Source organism: Psychrobacter sp. M9-54-1 (assembly GCF_016613355.1).
Taxonomy (GTDB): domain Bacteria; phylum Pseudomonadota; class Gammaproteobacteria; order Pseudomonadales; family Moraxellaceae; genus Psychrobacter; species Psychrobacter faecalis.
Window position 1 is genome coordinate 14,270 of record NZ_JADGFW010000022.1, and the last position, 17,884, is coordinate 32,153.

The following is a 17,884-nucleotide window of genomic DNA, read 5'->3' on the forward strand; positions in this document are numbered from 1 at the left end:
AATAGTTAGTTATAATGGCTCAGCGAATTATTGTAGTAATGGCGGCCGATAAAAACGGTTATAAAACAAACAATAACCATAACGCATAGATACAGTTATAAAGACGTTACACTGCAAAGCGTTAAGCTGTCAACTTAAAATGACTGAGAGTTTGCCAAAAGGACTTGCATATTGCCTCTTTATGGAGACGAAAAAATTTTTTACTAGCACCGTGCGTTTTTTATGCCGACTTTTGCATCTGTAATGCCCATTTCTCAAGGTTCTCTTTCATGATTAATAAGTCGCTTTCAATCGTTTGCTGCTGATAAGCAGGATTGGTCGCCGGACGCACATAAGCAATATCTTCCCAATAAATAACAATGCTATTCGACTTCACCAATAACGCTTTCACAAATGGCTCGATGCTGGCTGGCAGCGCTAAAGGTTCTTTATCCAAGCTAAAATTGGCTTGTACAGGTAAGCTATTGTTTAAGCTGTTGTTGTCGCTGCTATTGTTATCACTACTGCTGGCGTTACTTGCCGGACGCCATTGTCCATCTAACACCTGATAGCGAGTTAATGGCAGTTTGACATTATCGAGCACCAAACCATATTGCCCAATCATGCCGCGACCATACTCATTGTCACGGCCTTTTACCCAATCAGGGCAAGTAACTAACTTGGGATTGAGCTGCAAACGGCGCGCCGTCATACGCAGCTTATCCAAACGCTGGTCGATACCGCTAGGTTTGAGCGCCATCATACTCCCTAATACAAATAGTACAATGGCGATCGCAATCCACATTCCCATAACAGTCTGACCTTTTAACAAAATTAATGGTGTGCTAGTGATTAAAACGTGCTGAATAATCTATCAGCGTGGCTCTTTATATAACAGCTTAAATATAAACGGCGACTATCTAGTCGCTTATAATGAGCGTAAACCTTTAAAAAACAAACGCTCGTAAATACTATCTTCTATAAAGGGCTAGTTGCTAGGCACACCTGACATTTACCAACGCCTTGCTATTTATAGTGGCATATCAAATACTTAGTACATAAAACCACTGATTCGATAACAAGATGCAAAAAGTTGGTCGCCTAAAAAGGTGCTATGATAAACCATAATTTTAAGCGCGCGCAGGTTTATTATGAATTATCTTCTTAAACAAAACTCATCGACTGCTGCATCAGTAAGTAAAGGTGTCGGCAAACTTATGGGTAAATCTGGGCTGACCATCTCGCTAGTAGGCGTAGCTTTACTGACTTTATCGGGCTGCGCGACCACCCAAAGTCTGACGCCTGAACAATGCCAAAATAGCAATTGGCAAGAAGTCGGTTATGTCGATGGACTTCATGGACGCTCAGGTGCTTACTTTGGCAATTATACCAATCAATGCGCAAGTGTCGTTGGCGCAACGCCAAACCGCATATTGTGGGAGCAAGGTCGTCAGCAAGGACTAAAAAACTACTGTACCGAGCTCAATGCCTATAAACTTGGCCGCGAAGGTTATGATTGGCAGCCAGTTTGTCCGCTCGAAGGCATCGAAAAACTTGAGGAAGCCTACGCACAAGGACGCTACTATTATATGCGTCAGCGCGACCTTGATTATCTGCGCTCGCCGTATCCGTTCGGTTATGGACCTGGACGCTTTGGCTATGGTTATCGCCCGTTTGGTTATGCTTGGTAATTACTATGATTAATGCTCGCTATAGCCAAGACCACTTAAAAGTGTTATAAGCTAATTATCAAATTCAATTGTTATTATAAAGACCATGACTTACTCACTAGATTTTCGCAAACAAGTATTAAAAAGCTTAGACGAGGGTATGACCTTTGCCGGGGCGGCTGAATTCTATAATCTCAGCCCAACCACCATACAAAACTGGAAGAGACGTGTTCAGAGCAAAGCAACCAGGCAAACCAAACCCTATAAAATACCAGATGACGTGCTACTTAATGATGTCAAAGAACATCCTGATGATTACCAGTATGAGCGAGCACGTCGTTTAAACTGTAGTAAAACAGGCATTTATCATGCCCTAAAGCGCCTAGGTATCAGTCAAAAAAAAGACATTAGAGCATCCAAAAGCGTGCCCAATAAAAAGAGCGGCGTATCAGGGAAAGCTTGATAGCTTTACGCAGCAAGGCTATCCCATTGTTTATATGGACGAAAGCGGCTTTGAGCACGAGACCATTCGCTCTCATGGTTATGCACCGATTGGTAAGCCTTGTATCGATAGCTACAACTGGCAAGGTAAAAAGCGAACCAACGTTATCGGTGCTCTCTATGAAAAGATGCTGTTTGCACTAGATTACTTTAAGCACAACATTAACAGCAGCATATTCTACGAATGGTGCAAACAAACCCTAATCCCAAGTCTTAAAACCAAATGCGTGATTTTGATGGATAATGCTCGATTTCATAAGAGTAAGCGTATTCAAAAGCTACTTAATAGACATGGTCATCGTATTTTATGGTTGCCGCCGTACAGCCCAGACCTAAACCCTATCGAAAAGAAATGGGCACAGGTGAAGTTTCTGCGGCAAGGCTGGATGCAAAATGACTTATCTAAATTATTTTATGATATTTATCCTGGTCATAACAATTTTATTTTAAACTGACTATATATAGTCAAAATATCCTGAAAGCGCGACGGTATTGCTGATACCAATTTTTTGTAGCCTCTGTCTGCGTAGGCACAGCAAGCAAGAAAAATTGATATCAGCAGTGCGTGATGTATCGATATTACTTTTCACTCACTATATCACCCACCGAATGCCATACAGTCTACTAAATTGGCTTAAGGGTTGCTAAAAAAAGATAACCTCGCAAGGTTGCCCAAGCGAGGCGGGAGAGAAAGTTTATTATTTTAATTATTCTTGTTATTGTCGTGGTTATTTTCTTATTACTAAGCTTACTTATTTATCTTGCTAGCTTATTGTTTTAAAAACTATTTTTACTGCTCAACTGTATTAATCAGTCGTTTAAACCTTACTCGTTAACAAAAGCCACCTTCGTTAATCCTGCTTGACTGGCTGCCGCTAATACTTGCGCCACGGTATCATACCTACTTTCTTTATCGGCACGCAGCTGGATAGAAGGATCCTTGCCATTCGCCGACTGTTCTTGCAGACGCACTTCTAATGCTTCTATACTGATAGGCTTGTCATCCCAAAACAAACCTGCATCTTTATCGATGCTAATTTGAATCGCCTCGGGCGGTGTTTCATTGACCTCGGCACTGGTTTTCGGTAAATCCAATGGCACCGTTGGATTCAGTACGGTCGCTGTCAATAAAAAGATAATCATCAATACCAGCATGATATCGATAAGCGGAATAAGATTCATCTCATTCATGCTTTGACTGTCATCGTCACCCAATTGAAATGCCATAATTGTTCTCAATACCGTTAATTGTCGTCTTTGCTGCTCGTGCTTTTTTGGCTTATTATCTCTACTGAACCATCACTACAACTGCGATGGTGCGGATTTATGATAATGCTCAGCTTGTTTATCTGCATTTGACTGCTTCGTTAACTGCGTTACTTGATTAGTAGTATCACGTTGGACTGCTGGCTTTTGAATTGGCGCTTGTTGCACTGCAGCAAGCTCGCTAGATTGTGCCAATAAATCATGCGCTCTATCATTGGCGTGATACATGACGCGGCGATTGATACGTATCGCAAGGTTATAAAACACCACCGCCGGAATCGCAACAGCAATCCCTAAACCAGTCATAATAAGAGCCTCACCGACAGGTCCTGCGACTTGTCCTAATCCTGCCTGACCACTGACACCGATATTATGCAGCGCATGGAAAATACCCCAGACCGTGCCAAACAGACCGATAAACGGCGCGATTGCTGCTGTCGTACCAAGTATCGGCAAACCGCGCTCACTGGCAAAACGATAGCGACCGATATGCTTGAGTAACGTCTGCTCAATCACCAAACGCCGAGACGCGGCATCGCTTTCAACCAAACTGACCTGCTTACTATGAATCTGCGCACTCAAATCATCGGCGACGCTAGCTGCCAGTTTGCGACTTTGCAATATGCGAATGATACCCGTCACCCAAGAGGCAATAGATAAAACAAGAAGCAAAAAGAATAAGGTTCTGGTCACCATATCGCTATATTGCCAGTAGGTTGTAAAGTCCATATCAGACTCCTTAATGTGGGATGTCGTTACTTGTCATTTTATGATTGTTAGCAGTACGAGTTTTGATAACTATTTTCGTACATCGTTGCTATATTTCGCTGTGTTTCACTATATTTTGTATGTGTCGGTTGTTTTATATCTGCTTGTATAAATGCGCTTTTCTACACCCAGTCTTTTATATTTAAGGAACCGCATAGGCAATTGGCAGGGTGACATTGCCGACCACTGGCGCGCCGTTTTTGGTAAAGGGTTTGAATTTACCTGAACGCACTTGGCGCTGTGCTTCTTTATCTAACAGCGGATTTCCTGACGATTGGGCCACACGTATGCTATCGATACCGCCTTGTTTATTGACTCTTAATACCAACACCACGTTGAGCGTATCTCCCGAACGGGCGCGGCGAGCGGCGCGGTCAGGAAAGCTAAAGTTTGGCGCCGATGCCCAGTTCGCAGCACTGGCGGTAAAATTGACAGGCTCATTACTTGCCGCAGCCGCAGCTTTGGCTGCAGCCTCTGCTTTTGCTCGAGCAGCGGCTTCCGCTTCTCTTTCAGCCTTTGCCTGCGCTGCTTTTTGCGCCGCCTCTTTAGCGGCATTGGCGTCTGCCTGCGCTTGAGCGTCACGAGCCGCTTGCGCCTGCGCTTCTTGCAGCGCTTTTGCTTGCGCTTGTCTTTCCGCTTGTTGCGCTGTCTTTTCTGCCTGCGCAGCTATTATACGGCGCTGTTCGTCAGCGACTGACTTATCAATAACTGGTGGCTTGTCTTCTATTTTTTTCTTTACAGGTGGTTCTTTTATAGGCGGCGTCTGTACAGGTTTTTCTTTCTGAACGATTGGTTCTTCTTCTCTTACCACTGGATCTACTGGCGTAACCGCTTTCATTTTTTGTTGCGTTTTTGGTTCAGGCTTGGGTTCGGGTTTAGACGTTGGTATAGATTCAGCTTTACTTTGCGGCACTTCCTCTACCTCAGTAACCACGTTTTCGATGGGTTGAGTAGGTAATGTGACCATTTGGATTTCAAGCGGCGGCGTCTCTTTAATGGACTCATCTTTAAGCGTAGGCGCTTTGATGATCACCAAAGCGATTGCGGTAAGCAGGTGTAGCCCGACCACTAAAATAATAGCGATAAGTATCAATCTAAGTGGTGGCGCCTCTAAATCCGTTGAACTCATAACACCCTAACATTTAACCGTTATAGAATAGCGTAGATAATAATGCAAACGATAACTATTATCAATAGTAAATTATTAATCTCTCCATTTTTTTACTGCCTATCTTAAGCAAAGTTCTTGAGCAAAGTTGTTTAAAACTAAAAATTTAATGAATGAAAAGTCAGTTAATAAAAACCATTATCGTTAATATTGATAATAAGTCTCAATTACTTTATTATGGCAATTGTTTTTATAGTGAAAATAGCAAATGATCGTAAAACTTTAATTATAAAGCCGCTATTTTTTATCATTATTCTGCTGTTTTTTTAGCATTCTTATAACAATACCAACCAAACCTTTGATATACCGAGTTATTTATGACTACTACTTTATGTTCTAATCGTACCGCAAGCCTCCTTGTTAAACGTCCATTATTGACCGCCATGATGACCGCGTTCATTGCTAGTGTTGGCTTAGCAGGTTGTAGTTCGCCTGATTCAAGTGATAATGAGATAACAGAAACCAAAGCTGAAAACCAAACGGCTGATGCGGCCTCGAATGTAGCTGAAAATGACAACGTTTCTGTTGCGACCATCGCAGTTGATACGGTAAAAGGTAAAGTCGATTTGGCCATGAATCCATCACCATTGGTCGTTTATGATATGACCTTGATGCAAGATTTGGCGGCGCTTGACGTAGCGGTTGACGGTATGCCAAGTGGGCTACTTTTAGATAACTTACAGTCAAAAGTACATCCGGATCCTAAAGAAGTCGGCACGGTATTTGAGCCTGATCTTGAAGCGTTGAACGCCATGCAGCCGCAAGCAATTTTGATCGGCTCGCGTATGGCAGAAAAATACAATGAGCTATCGAGTATCGCACCCACGCTGGATATGAGCATTGATACGGCAAATATTTATGAGTCAAGCAAGCAGCGCTTACACGATTTGGGTGCGTTATTTGGCAAAAGCGATCAAGCAGTAAAATTGCAAGGCAATATTGACACGCTGATTGACGAGACCAAAGCCTTAACCAAAGAAAATAAAGGCAAAGGCTTGGTGGTTATGGTCAATGGCAATAAACTGTCAGCCTATGGTGATAAGTCGCGTTATGGTTTTATTCACAGCGTATTAGATATTCCAATGGCAGATGATAAAATCACTGATGCGCGTCACGGTCAGCCTATCTCATTTGAATACATACAAAAGACCAATCCAGATTGGTTGTTCGTCGTCGATCGTAGCGCTGCAATCGGTGAAGATGGTGCGGGTGCCAAAGCCGTATTGGACAACCCACTGGTGGCGCAAACCACTGCGTGGGATAAAGCCCAGGTAGTGTATCTAAGCCCAGACTCTTACTTAGCCTTTGGTGGTTATTATCAGTGGCTACAGGATTTAACGACGATTAAAAACGCCTTTACTAAGGCAAAATAAATTTTGACGCTATACAAGATACAAGTAGCAGCTGTTGCTTATGACAGTTGCTATCCATAAAATTTTTCACACCCTATTCGTAAGCCAGTAGCCGTTATGCCATTATTTTCACCTCGTGCTCAAGCCAGCGTTAAAACCAGCTCTACTCTGCCAGCTGCGCCATCAAGCTGGCAGCCGAGTGCAAGTAGTGGCAGCCGCTACGCCCGTGATAAAAAGCGCCGCGCTGCGATACCGCCGTGGTTAATAAACACAGCCAGCCTCATTATTATGGGGCTTTTGGTGTTATTAAGCTTATCCATTGGGGTGGCAGATTTTTCGTGGTCAGGTATTTTGCAAAGCCTTATCAGTCAAAGCGCCAACTCTGATAGCTCATTAATGTTGGTGAGCCGTATTCCGCGCACCGTTGCCATTATTTTGACGGGTATCGCGATGGCGGTGGCTGGGATGATTATTCAAGTGGTGCTGAAAAACCGCTTTGTGGAACCCTCGATGGTTGGGGCAACCCAAAGCGCCGCATTGGGATTACTGGTAGTCAGTTTATTGTTCCCAGCCAGCGCGCTACTGGTCAAAATGGGTGTCGCAACCATTGCGGCAGTCGCGGGCATGATGCTCTTTATGCTGCTGATACATCGCGTTCCGCCGACGGATTTTTTGATGATTCCACTGATTGGTATTGTCTTTGGTGGCATTATCGAGGCGATAACCACTTTTATCGCCTACCAAACGGAATCGCTACAGATGCTTAGCGTTTGGCAATTTGGCGACTTCTCTTCGGTATTAGCTGGACGTTACGAGCTGCTTTGGTTGACGGGCGCACTGTGCGTGCTGGCTTATATTATCGCTGATAAACTGACCATCGTTGGTTTAGGCGACAATATCGCGCTAAACTTGGGGATTAGTAAACGGCAAGTGACGTGGCTTGGCGTTGGCATGGTGGCGATGATGAGCGCTGTCGTCGTCGTAACCGTTGGTATGATTCCCTTTATCGGTTTGGTCGTACCCAATATCGTTAGCCGCATCATGGGCGATAAATTACGTCGCAGCTTGCCTGCAGTCGCGCTCTTGGGCGCATCAGCCGTGCTACTTTGTGATATTATCGGGCGCTCCATTCGTTATCCTTTTGAAGTGCCTGTGGCGACAGTTTTTGGTGTGGTCGGCACGGTGATATTTTTATGGTTGTTATTACGTGCGCCTGCTGAGCAATAAGCCCTAGCGCAATCTTGTCGCTGCCTGATTATTAACAATTTTCTTAATTTATTCGTCCTGTTGTCTGATTAGATAAGCTTGGCGTTGTTACTATTGAAGGTAGCATAGTAGGATTTATTCATGTTCTCATCGTCTAAGCATAACTTTATAAATGACAATTCTACCAAGACTGGCTCGGCAAAAAAGAGCGCTCTAGCAAATGCTACTTTAGAAAATGACAGCCTTGAAGATACCTCTACTCAAAACCCTTTAGCAAAACTTTGGACCTTTATCGCCAGTCATCCAAAATCCATTGCCGCGATTATCTTACTTATCTCAATGACACTGTTTTTGACACTTAACGTCAACGGCTATTGGGACTTTGCCCTGCCATTACGCGGTAAAAAATTACTGGCGCTAATGGTCGTCGGTTATGCCATCGGCGTATCGACCCTGCTCTTTCAAACCTTAACCCACAATCCTATTTTGACACCCTCCTTATTGGGCTTTGACTCACTGTATGTGTTATTACAAAGCTTATTGGTGTTCTTTTTAGGCGCAATTAGTTTTACCAGCATCAACCCCATTACCAAATTTACCCTTGAAATCGTCCTCATGTTTGGCGCGTCGTTATTGTTGTTTCGACTGTTGTTTTCAAAAAGCAGTCAGGATTTAACGCGGCTGATACTGGTAGGCGTTATTTTTGGCGTGTTGTTTCGCAGCTTATCAGCGCTGGTTGCACGGCTCATTAACCCCGATGACTTCGTGGTAGTCCAATCGGCCAGTTACGCGCAGTTTAATACGGTTAATCCGCAGCTTTTGGGCATTAGCTTTGTTATTTGCGTCATCAGTGCGCTATTTATCTGGCGCTGGCGCTATCAATGCGATGTCTTGATGCTGGGCAAACCACAAGCAATTAACCTTGGTATCAACTATCAACGCCTCGCCTTTGTGCTATTAACGGTCATTGCGGTATTAGTCGCTACGGCAACCGCCTTGGTCGGTCCGGTAACTTTTTTTGGCTTACTGGTCTGCGCATTGACCAATCGTATCGCGCGCCATATGTATCACAGTGAGCGTCTGATATTGGTCAGCTTGGTGGCGATGATTTGCTTGGTCCTCGGTCAAACTATATTTGAGCAAGTACTCGGCATGGCGGGTGTATTGTCAGTAGTAATTGAATTGGCAGGCGGCTTGGTATTTTTATTACTCATATTTATGACCTATCGCCGCTAATGATGACTTTTTAAAACGCAACGGTTAAATTTTTCTAAAAACAAGAACTGCTATGATTAAAGTAAATAATGTCTCCCACCATATTGGCAAACAGCAAATCCTGCATGACATCAGCCTGTCTTTACCGCCCTCGCAAGTGATTGCCTTAATAGGGCCAAATGGTGCGGGTAAATCGACGCTGTTTTCGGTGATGTCGCGCTTGCAACCGTTACAATCAGGGCAGGTCAGTTTCGTTATAGGGAATGAGGAGCATGACATTGTCAGCTGTCATGCACGAACGCTGTCTAAGACCGTAGCCATGCTTGGGCAAGACAACCAAGTACAAGGTCGGTTGCGTGTGCATGAGCTGCTGATGTTTGGGCGCTATCCTTATCATCAAGGACAACCAACGGCTGATGATCAGCAAAAAGTGCAGGAAATTATCGAACGCTTTGAGCTTGAGCCGTTAGCCGAGCGCTTTTTATCGACGCTCTCTGGGGGTCAACGTCAACGCGTGCTGATTGCGATGATTGTCTGCCAAGATACACCGTACCTACTCCTTGATGAACCGCTCAACAATCTAGATATGTACCATGCTGGCCGTCTGATGCGTGAGCTGCGCGAATTGAGTCATACTGAGCAAAAAACCGTGGTGATTGTCTTGCACGACATCAATCAAGCGGCGCAATTTGCCGATACGGTAGTGACGATGAAAGAGGGTCGCGTACTGGCAACCGGTGCGCCTGTTGATGTACTCACGCATGAAACCATGAAAGAGCTATACAAAGTCGATGTGACTGTCCTTAACCATCAAGGCCGACCCGTGATTGTCGATACGGTTTAAGTACGGGGTGTTTTATAACTGTTTTTTAATAGCTAGTTTTCCGTAATGGTTTGAAAATTTATTTTTAATGGTCAATTTTTGCTTTAATCGGCTTTGACGAGCTTTGACCCATAAATACACACCGGTAGCGGACAAAACTGCCACGGCCAACCCTATCATTGCTAAAAATATTTGATACAGTAAATGAGCGTTACCCTGTCCAATATGTCCCATATGTAAGGTTGAGCACCATTGGTCGATTTTATTACCAAATACGCTTTGATAACCGAAATTAACCTTTTCAACTTTGCCAGTCGCCGCAGACACTGTGATAGACGAGGCACCACCGTGAGTGCCGACATCTTTGTCGGTTTTAAAACGCATTTGCCATTGCTCCTCCTCTGTAAGCCTGCGGATACCCAATGTCTGCTGTACGGTTACGCCATTTTTTTGCGCAGCAATATGCGCTTGCTCAGTTAAATACGCAATACTATTCGCTTTATTAACAAAGGTATTACTACCCGTTTCAGTGCTCATTGGTGCAACGGCTGACATAGCCTGCTCGCTCGATTTATCTGTTGTCTTTGACTTGCCTTTTTCTTCTCTTTTACCCTCTCTGCCTTCAAATCCAACTACTGCTTGCATCACGGGTTGATACACCGATTTTAAATTAAAACCGACACTCGACCACGCAATGACAAATAGCATCAGCCACAACCATAAACCAAAAGCGTGATGCAAATCATAATTGAGCTTAAAGGTATTGGTTTTGCGGCGGATTTTCCACGCCGGTAGCCAGCGCTTAATAAAAGACGCACGTTTTTTAGGCGTAGTTTTAGGTACAGTTTTCTGCAATGCTTTTTTACCGTTAATAGCTCTAGGAAAGGTCAAGTAAAAGCCAATAAAGCAGTTAATCGTCCAAATAAGGGCAATCAAACCTAGCAGCAGCTTACCAATATCGCCGAGCAATAAATCACGGTGCAACCAAAACACCTTCCACATGGTATTACGCCATGCCCACGCGTCTTTATCACGCGTTCCTACGATATCGCCGTTATAAGGATTGACATAAACCTCTTGAAACGGGGCTTTAGGCTGATCTGTAGCGCTTTGACCTCTAGCTCTATCGACCGAGAATACCGCAGATTTATTCGCTTCTAATAATGTTGGCATACTAGAAAAATTGTACTCTGGATAGGCGGTGATCACCTTGTCGTGCAGGGTTGCAATAGGAAGCTGTGGCCCATCTTGCCGCTCAATTTGAGCCAATTTATAATTAAACACATCATCCAACTCGGCATGGAAAGCCAATAACGAGCCAGTAATGCCAGCCATGATTAAAAAGCCTGCCATCACAAGCCCAGTATAACGATGAATCCATAGACAAATACGGCGTATATTCGATGCAAAAGAAGATAATGAAAGTGAAGTCATGAGTGCTGATTCTTTATGAATATATAGGATTAATGGGGCTACAGCCGAAGCGTAATGTTTAAAAAGAAAGTTTGAGTGCCAAAAAATAGCGATAAAAAAGCCAGCTCTTTTTTATAAAAAGCTGGCTCTATTGCGACTAGAAAATAAATACAGGGTTAAAACTGATAGGTTAAAGAAGCTTTGATATTACGACCTGGCTCGAAGTCAGTAGCAACATCATCAATCGGGTTTAGGCGAGATGAGTGGCTAGCATAAGCTTCATCGAAAAGATTGTAAACGCCAACCGTCGCTTTTAGTCCTTCAATTTGTTTTGGCGAATAGTTCATAAATATATCATGAACGTCATAGCTTGGTTTTTCAATATCATTCGCGCTAGTATTTGGCATTACTGAAGCGACATAGGTACTGCGCCAGCCAATATCTGTGGTCTCCGTTGGACTATAAGCCAAATTGACCATATATTTATCACCCGACTCTGAGCTGCTTCCGGTCACTGATGGAATACTATAGCCTGTTTTGTCGCCTTTACTGCGCGCTCGCGAATAGCTCAAACCCATACTAAAGTTATTCATTTTATAATCAGCGGCGAGCTCAACGCCTTTAATTTTAAAATCTTCATCTTTATTGATGACACCTTGGCAATCGCCACCTGGTTGTCCATTTGCACAGTTCAAGCCCGGTCTTGTCCCACCTGATCTCACAAACTCAATATAGTTTTCGATATCGGTTTCAAAATATTTACCGCTTAGTTGCAGGGCATCACCGGCGACCGTTAGGTCACGTAAGGTTGTAACGATTCCCACTTCAGCGTTAGACCCTTCTTCTGCTTTTAAGTCATTATTAACGTACGTTTTATCACCGTCCGAATTAAAGATGGTTTGGCTTAAATCAGGACCATTAAATAACTGTGTGTAGCTAGCGAATACTTGCGTTAGTGGTGCAATCTCATAGCTTGCAGCAAGTGCACCGACGACATTGTCATAGGTTTTGCCACCAGAAATAAACTCAGGAGATTTGTAGCGGTCATAACGCACGCCTGGCGTTAAGCTAAACTTGCCCATTTGCCATTGGTCTTCTAGATAAACAGAGGTGTTTGTTGCCTCGTCTGACCCTGTTTTAACGAAGTCGCGCTCCATCTCCGATTCTTTTTTGTAGTGCTCAATCCCAGAGATGAGCTTGTGCGTGCCAACATTCGTAGCAATGTCACTGGTGTTTTGGATTTTTGCGCCTGTGGTTTGAACTTGCGCGTTAAAATCAAAACCTGGATCATTGATATAATCAGAATCGCGCAAAATACGGGTTTTAGTCTGATACACATTGGTATCTATATCAATCAGCGGATTGCTAGGATTAAACTTATAATCAATACCATAAGTATCGCGCTTCACCTGTTGCGGAATTGGTGGCTCAGAGCGACTCGGAAAATCTGGACGGAATGGGAAAATCCCTTCTTTCTCAGTACGGCTAAAGCTTGCACCTACATGATGGTCATTACCAACATAAGCACCGGCTTTTAATAAGAAGCTCTCGCTCTCACTGTCTTCAAACAACTCACGGCCTTCACCGTCTTCACCCGAGCTGGTATCACGCTTGCCATAATAAGCCAATAAATCGACATTATCAGATGGTGCGCCAAAAACTGTGGCTGACGTCAGTAGCTCATCATTATTACTGGCATAACCTGCTTTTAGCTTGGCACCAATCTTTTGACCAGGTTTAAGTAAGTCAGCGGCATCGACCGTTTTAAAAGCAACCGCGCCGCCAAGTGCATCATTACCGAGCGTGACAGAATTGTTACCCACTGCCACATCCGCTTGTTTGAGCAAATCAGGATCAATGGTAATATCGCCCATATGATAGAACAGCTTGCCTTCTTGGCGCGCGCCATCAATGGTGACTTTTAGGTTGCTATCTTCAAGACCGCGAATACGAATGCGCTGGTTGACCGCTGACGTACCACCTATGGTCACGCCTGGCACCACATTTAAAAAATCGCTTAAATGGCTCGCTTGCTGTGCAGGCGTATAGTCTTCGACATCGACGCCATCCTCTTGCACCTTTTCACGTACCGAGCTATTGGCAGTTACGGTGATGGTTTGTAAGGTCGTACTAGGTACATCCGTTGCCGCAACCGCCAGCTGTGAACACAGAATTGCTGAAACAGCGACCGATAACACCGTTAATTGATTAGAAAATGTTGCTGACTTAACTTCACGCATAACACACTCACTTTACTTACTATTAGGATTGAAGGATTTAAGTGCCACTTTAGAAAGACAGTTTGAAAAAGATGGTCCGAAAAAAACAATTTGGGATTTTGCTTTTTATTTTCTATTAAAATTTTTGGTGGTGTTCTAAAAAGTATGCTGGCGATAGAAGTCAATAAGAAATCTATGCTAAGTTCTCTGATTCTATAGGGCTTTCAAGGCTTCAAAAATTGTTCAAGTTTTAATCAGCATACTTTTTGACACACCACCAAATTTTTGTGTTTTATTGATTGACCACGCCTACTCAATCAACAAATACATATAGAAATAACATGATTAACACTAATGATAATGATTAGCATTTGAAATATGACAGGCATAATAACGAAGTATTAACAATTTGGCAATAAATAAAGTAAGGAATTTAATTCAATAAGATAGACGACATTGTGAAAGTTAAGCAGCACCTAACATCGACTGCTATTAAGTACTTAATAGCAGTCGTAATTTTATTTGTCATAAGCGCATTAAGGTTTTGTTAAATCGCCGAGATGAAACAAATTAATATTTTAATCGCAAAAAAAACATTGCAATAAGCAAGGCTTTCGCTATACCCTTAGATAGCTGACTAATTAGTCAGGTTTTAATCACCATATCTGGCAATATTGATAAATAATGGTGAGCTGCTTTTATTTATTAGCACACGGAAAAGTGCGACTCTCTGTTGGTAAATTGGTAAATGCTTAGATAGCTACACAAACAAGATGAAGATTTAGAGTTTACTGAAAGGCTTTTTTAAGTCACGGACTCAACTCTCAAATCATCAGTTTTCCTACGCTGTTTAGGTCTACCTTCAGAGATTGGACTAAAAGTCACTTTAGGAGAAAGCCAAAATTAGTGAAATGACTCAAGGAAACCCTGATTTATTATATGGGCTGCATGACCGTCCCGCCCCTGCAAAAGCATTTTTAGGCGCGGTACAGCATGTACTTGCCGCTTTCGTTGGGATTATTACGCCTTCCCTCATCATTGGCGGCGCTTTGGGTTTGGGCGAACACATCCCCTACCTTATTAGCATGTCGTTGATGGTATCAGGGGTCGCCACCTTTATTCAGACTCGCAAAGTAGGGCCCGTCGGCTCTGGGCTGATGGCATTACAAGGCACCAGTTTTGGTTTTTTAGCCGCCGTCCTTGCTGCAGGTTTTGTAGTAAAAAATAAAGGCGGCAGTCCTGAAGACATTCTCTCTGTCATTTTGGGGGTTTCTTTTTTTGGCGCTTTTGTTGAGATATTTTTAAGCCAGTTTATTACCAAGCTTAAATCTTTGATGAGCCCTATCGTCACCGGCTGTGTCATTGTCACCATTGGTCTGTCTTTAACCAAAACGGGCCTGACGGATTTGGCAGGCGGGGTTGGGGCAGAAAATTTTGGTAGTATGGAAAATTTACTATTGGGCGGTGGTGTGCTGGTCAGTGTGGTGCTGATTAGTATCTTCAATAATAAAGTGATTCGCTCGAGTGCTATTTTTATCGGTTTGATGCTCGGCTTAATTGCAGCGATGTTTATGGGCCGTATTGACTTCTCTTTAGTCTCTGAAGCGCCCTTATTTACCGTACCTGTGCCCTTTAAATACGGTTTAAGCTTTGATTGGCAAGCGTTTATCCCGATTGCCTTTATGTATATCATCACCAGTATTGAGACGGCAGGGGATTTGACCGCCACCTCGATGATTTCAGGCGAACCCATTCAAGGTCCTGTCTACGAAAAACGTATCAAAGGCGGCGTGCTAGGTGATGGCGTCAATTCGTGGATTGCCGCGGTATTTAATACCTTTCCGGTCACTACCTTTAGCCAAAATAACGGCGTCATTCAAATGACTGGTATCGCCAGCCGCTATGTGGGTTTTTATGTGGCGGCGATTTTATTTACCATGGGGCTATTCCCTATCCTTGGCGCTGTCTTTACGCAGCTACCAAAGCCGGTGGTTGGCGGCGTGACGCTATTGATGTTCGCAACCGTTGCAACCGCAGGCATTCGCATCCTATCCACAGTGAATTTTACCCACCGTAATATCTTAATTATTGCGACCTCGCTCGGCTTATCGATGGGTATCGCGTTTGTTCCTGATGTCTTTGCGCAAACGCCGCAGCTGTTCCGCAATATCTTTGGCTCGGCAGTGACCATGTCAGGTATCGTCGCTATCACGTTGGATATGATTTTGCCAAAGAACTATGGCGTCGAGTTTGATACGGCTGATCAGCACGTTGACGATGGCTTCAAACCTGTGCGCGTGTTGCCGAAAAGTGAGATTGAAGGTCAGCCATTATAAAAGATAGCTGGCTTGGTTGAATAAGTGGTCATTGCGCCAGTCTCCCAAAACTGGCGCGCTATGTAAAATCCGCTATTCAAGCCCGCAACCGCGCAGAATAAAGGGTATCAAGAAGTCAGCCGCGCGCGCTTGATCTTGCTTATCATAAGCGTCTTTTTGCAGCAGACCGACGATTTCTGTTTCAAATTCTGCATAACGCTGCGTCGTTGCCCAAATCAAAATCAACAGCTGCAATGGGTCAGCGATGCCAATTCTGCCTTGCTCATGCCAGGTTTTCATTACTTGTGATTTATCAAGCGCCCACTCTTTCATGGTGGTCGACATAAAGTCATGCAAATACGGCGCGCCGCCGATGACCTCTAACGCAAACAATTTATGACGGTTGGGATGCGCGAATGCTTGGTGTAATTTGGTGCGTACGAACTTTTCTATCACGGTTTTTGGGTCACTATCGACGGTCATCGTCACCAAACCATCGTTCCATTCTTCAATAATAGAGCGCAAAACCATTTTGTAGAGGTTTTTTTTATTTTTAAAGTAGTAATGCACATTGGCTTTTGGCAGTCCTGCTCGATCAGCAATGCCCTGCATCGTGGCGCCGCGATAGCTTTGTAATACAAACTCTTCTTCTGCTGCCGCCAATATAACCGCTTGGTTTTGGGCGCGGATATCTTGCTGATTGCGATGAATGGGCGTCTCAGAATCGGACAATTGAGAAACTTCATTAGGTTGGGTCATAAAATAAACCATTGGATAGAAGGATAAATAAGTAGCCATATTGCAACATATAACGGCACTGATAAGCCAATTTTATTTCTTATTTAGCGAAAATACAGCAAAGTTTTCATCTGCGCCTAAAAATAATTTTCATAAAACAGTTGACCAAATGGTCAGGTTTAAGCAGAATGGAAGTCATTAATCACTTATCACTCAATTAAATATAAGAACAAAAAGCTTTAAATTTCAATGAAAAGGATGTCACTGTGAGCTTATCACTAGCGCAATTCAATACCCTCTCGCCAGCCGAAGCGCGCTCGCAACTATTAACTTGTTGTACCAGCAGCAACTGGGCACATAACGTAGCAGCTGCGAGACCTTTTAAAGATATAGACGACCTACTTGCCAGTAGCGATAAGGCTTGGCAGCGAGCGCAAACCCAAGAAGCCAATTTGCTTGAGGCCTTTGATGGTCATCCACAAATCGGCAACGTTAACTCATTAAAAGAAAAATACCGCAACACGCAAGACAGTGCGGCACATGAGCAATCTGGTGCCAATAATGCTGACATGCCTGTCATTGAAGCATTGGCAAAAGGCAATCAAGCGTATCTCGCTAAATTTGGCTTTATTTTTATCGTCTTTGCGACGGGTAAAAGCGCGCAAGAAATGCTGGATTTATTACTCACACGCCTGCCAAATGACCGCGCCACTGAGCTACTCAATGCGGCTACTGAGCAAAATAAAATCACCCGTTTACGCTTACAAAAACTGCTCGGCGCCGCTTAAGATAAATGTGCCTATTTTTACTATATAAAAGGAATGATCATGTCAGGTACTCTCTCCTCCCACATTTTAGATACCCATCTTGGCAAGCCTGCCGCTGATATCGCGGTCACCCTCCACCGCCTGCCTGCAAACGGTGAGACCTATCTATTGGCAACAGGTGTCACCAACGCCGATGGTCGAGTTGCCGCTGACAGCTGGAAATTTGATACCAGTATCGATATCGCTAAATATCATTTAGATGTTGGCCGTTATACCTTGACGTTTGCGACCCAGGCCTATTTTGACGCGCAAAATCTCACGGCATTTTACCCGCAAGTAGTCATCGATTTTATGATCAGTGATGGCGGTCATTACCATGTACCGCTGCTGCTCAGCGCACACGGCTATAGTACCTATCGCGGCTCATAAATGAATGGCTTAATGGATTTATAGCTGTCTGTTTTACCGTTTTCAATTAACGACA

Annotated in this window: 17 protein-coding genes; 10 read left to right on the plus strand and 7 right to left on the minus strand. The window is 43.7% G+C overall.

Features of this window, described 5'->3' with window-relative positions:
* Positions 1-220 precede the first annotated feature (220 nt).
* Positions 221-790 carry a hypothetical protein gene (locus IQ457_RS09150; RefSeq protein WP_200662918.1) on the minus strand — a complete coding sequence of 190 codons (570 nt, stop codon included), beginning with the start codon at positions 788-790 and terminating at the stop codon, positions 221-223.
* A 340-nt stretch (positions 791-1,130) separates the two neighbouring features.
* Between IQ457_RS09150 and IQ457_RS09155 the strand changes: the two genes are divergently transcribed.
* From IQ457_RS09155 to IQ457_RS09165, 3 genes are all read left to right on the plus strand, one after another.
* A complete protein-coding gene (locus tag IQ457_RS09155; RefSeq protein WP_242465401.1) occupies positions 1,131-1,670 on the plus strand; it encodes a DUF2799 domain-containing protein in 540 nt (179 codons plus the stop codon).
* An 85-nt stretch (positions 1,671-1,755) separates the two neighbouring features.
* On the plus strand, positions 1,756-2,112 hold the full coding sequence (locus IQ457_RS09160; protein ID WP_200662919.1) for an IS630 transposase-related protein: 357 nt from the start codon (positions 1,756-1,758) through the stop codon (positions 2,110-2,112).
* Complete coding sequence (locus IQ457_RS09165; RefSeq protein ID WP_200662956.1) at positions 2,081-2,605, plus strand: IS630 family transposase; 525 nt, start codon at positions 2,081-2,083, stop codon at positions 2,603-2,605. The genes IQ457_RS09160 and IQ457_RS09165 overlap by 32 nt, the downstream gene beginning before the upstream one ends.
* A gap of 370 nt (positions 2,606-2,975) precedes the next feature.
* Here IQ457_RS09165 and IQ457_RS09170 read toward each other — a convergent pair whose 3' ends face one another.
* The 3 genes from IQ457_RS09170 to IQ457_RS09180 form a co-directional block, all read right to left on the minus strand.
* Positions 2,976-3,377: an ExbD/TolR family protein gene (locus tag IQ457_RS09170; RefSeq protein WP_068407187.1), complete on the minus strand. Its 402-nt coding sequence runs from the start codon at positions 3,375-3,377 to the stop codon at positions 2,976-2,978.
* Positions 3,378-3,452: 75 nt separating this feature from the next.
* The gene (locus tag IQ457_RS09175; RefSeq protein ID WP_068407190.1) at positions 3,453-4,145 is read right to left on the minus strand and encodes a MotA/TolQ/ExbB proton channel family protein; all 693 of its coding nucleotides are present in this window, start codon (positions 4,143-4,145) and stop codon (positions 3,453-3,455) included.
* 181 nt (positions 4,146-4,326) lie between these two features.
* Positions 4,327-5,313 carry an energy transducer TonB gene (locus IQ457_RS09180; protein WP_200662920.1) on the minus strand — a complete coding sequence of 329 codons (987 nt, stop codon included), beginning with the start codon at positions 5,311-5,313 and terminating at the stop codon, positions 4,327-4,329.
* A 356-nt stretch (positions 5,314-5,669) separates the two neighbouring features.
* Here IQ457_RS09180 and IQ457_RS09185 point away from each other — a divergent pair, with 356 nt between their 5' ends.
* The 4 genes from IQ457_RS09185 (at position 5,670) to IQ457_RS09200 (ending at position 9,969) form a co-directional block, all read left to right on the plus strand.
* Positions 5,670-6,725 (plus strand): siderophore ABC transporter substrate-binding protein, encoded by a 1,056-nt coding sequence (locus tag IQ457_RS09185; RefSeq protein ID WP_191690457.1) that lies wholly within the window; start codon positions 5,670-5,672, stop codon positions 6,723-6,725.
* 96 nt (positions 6,726-6,821) lie between these two features.
* A complete protein-coding gene (locus IQ457_RS09190; RefSeq protein WP_228706605.1) occupies positions 6,822-7,931 on the plus strand; it encodes an ABC transporter permease in 1,110 nt (369 codons plus the stop codon).
* Positions 7,932-8,051: 120 nt separating this feature from the next.
* Positions 8,052-9,146, plus strand: coding sequence for an iron chelate uptake ABC transporter family permease subunit (locus IQ457_RS09195; protein WP_200662921.1), 1,095 nt, complete (start codon positions 8,052-8,054; stop codon positions 9,144-9,146).
* A 52-nt stretch (positions 9,147-9,198) separates the two neighbouring features.
* Positions 9,199-9,969, plus strand: coding sequence for an iron ABC transporter ATP-binding protein (locus tag IQ457_RS09200; protein ID WP_200662922.1), 771 nt, complete (start codon positions 9,199-9,201; stop codon positions 9,967-9,969).
* A 12-nt stretch (positions 9,970-9,981) separates the two neighbouring features.
* Here the strand turns inward: IQ457_RS09200 and IQ457_RS09205 are convergent, their stop codons facing one another.
* Positions 9,982-11,382: a PepSY-associated TM helix domain-containing protein gene (locus IQ457_RS09205; RefSeq protein ID WP_200662923.1), complete on the minus strand. Its 1,401-nt coding sequence runs from the start codon at positions 11,380-11,382 to the stop codon at positions 9,982-9,984.
* 155 nt (positions 11,383-11,537) lie between these two features.
* Complete coding sequence (locus IQ457_RS09210) at positions 11,538-13,601, minus strand: TonB-dependent receptor domain-containing protein (RefSeq protein WP_200662924.1); 2,064 nt, start codon at positions 13,599-13,601, stop codon at positions 11,538-11,540.
* A gap of 890 nt (positions 13,602-14,491) precedes the next feature.
* Between IQ457_RS09210 and IQ457_RS09215 the strand changes: the two genes are divergently transcribed.
* A complete protein-coding gene (locus tag IQ457_RS09215; protein ID WP_207161729.1) occupies positions 14,492-15,916 on the plus strand; it encodes a uracil-xanthine permease family protein in 1,425 nt (474 codons plus the stop codon).
* Between the two features lie 72 nt (positions 15,917-15,988).
* On the opposite strand, the gene IQ457_RS09220 is transcribed toward IQ457_RS09215, so the two are convergent.
* Positions 15,989-16,654: a TetR/AcrR family transcriptional regulator gene (locus IQ457_RS09220; protein ID WP_200662925.1), complete on the minus strand. Its 666-nt coding sequence runs from the start codon at positions 16,652-16,654 to the stop codon at positions 15,989-15,991.
* A 245-nt stretch (positions 16,655-16,899) separates the two neighbouring features.
* On the opposite strand from IQ457_RS09220, the gene uraD reads away from it, so the two are divergent.
* Together uraD and uraH are read left to right on the plus strand one after the other, a co-directional pair.
* The gene (gene uraD, locus IQ457_RS09225; RefSeq protein WP_200662926.1) at positions 16,900-17,421 is read left to right on the plus strand and encodes a 2-oxo-4-hydroxy-4-carboxy-5-ureidoimidazoline decarboxylase; all 522 of its coding nucleotides are present in this window, start codon (positions 16,900-16,902) and stop codon (positions 17,419-17,421) included.
* A gap of 39 nt (positions 17,422-17,460) precedes the next feature.
* Positions 17,461-17,829, plus strand: coding sequence for a hydroxyisourate hydrolase (uraH, locus tag IQ457_RS09230; RefSeq protein ID WP_200662927.1), 369 nt, complete (start codon positions 17,461-17,463; stop codon positions 17,827-17,829).
* The last annotated feature ends 55 nt before the right edge of the window (positions 17,830-17,884 follow it).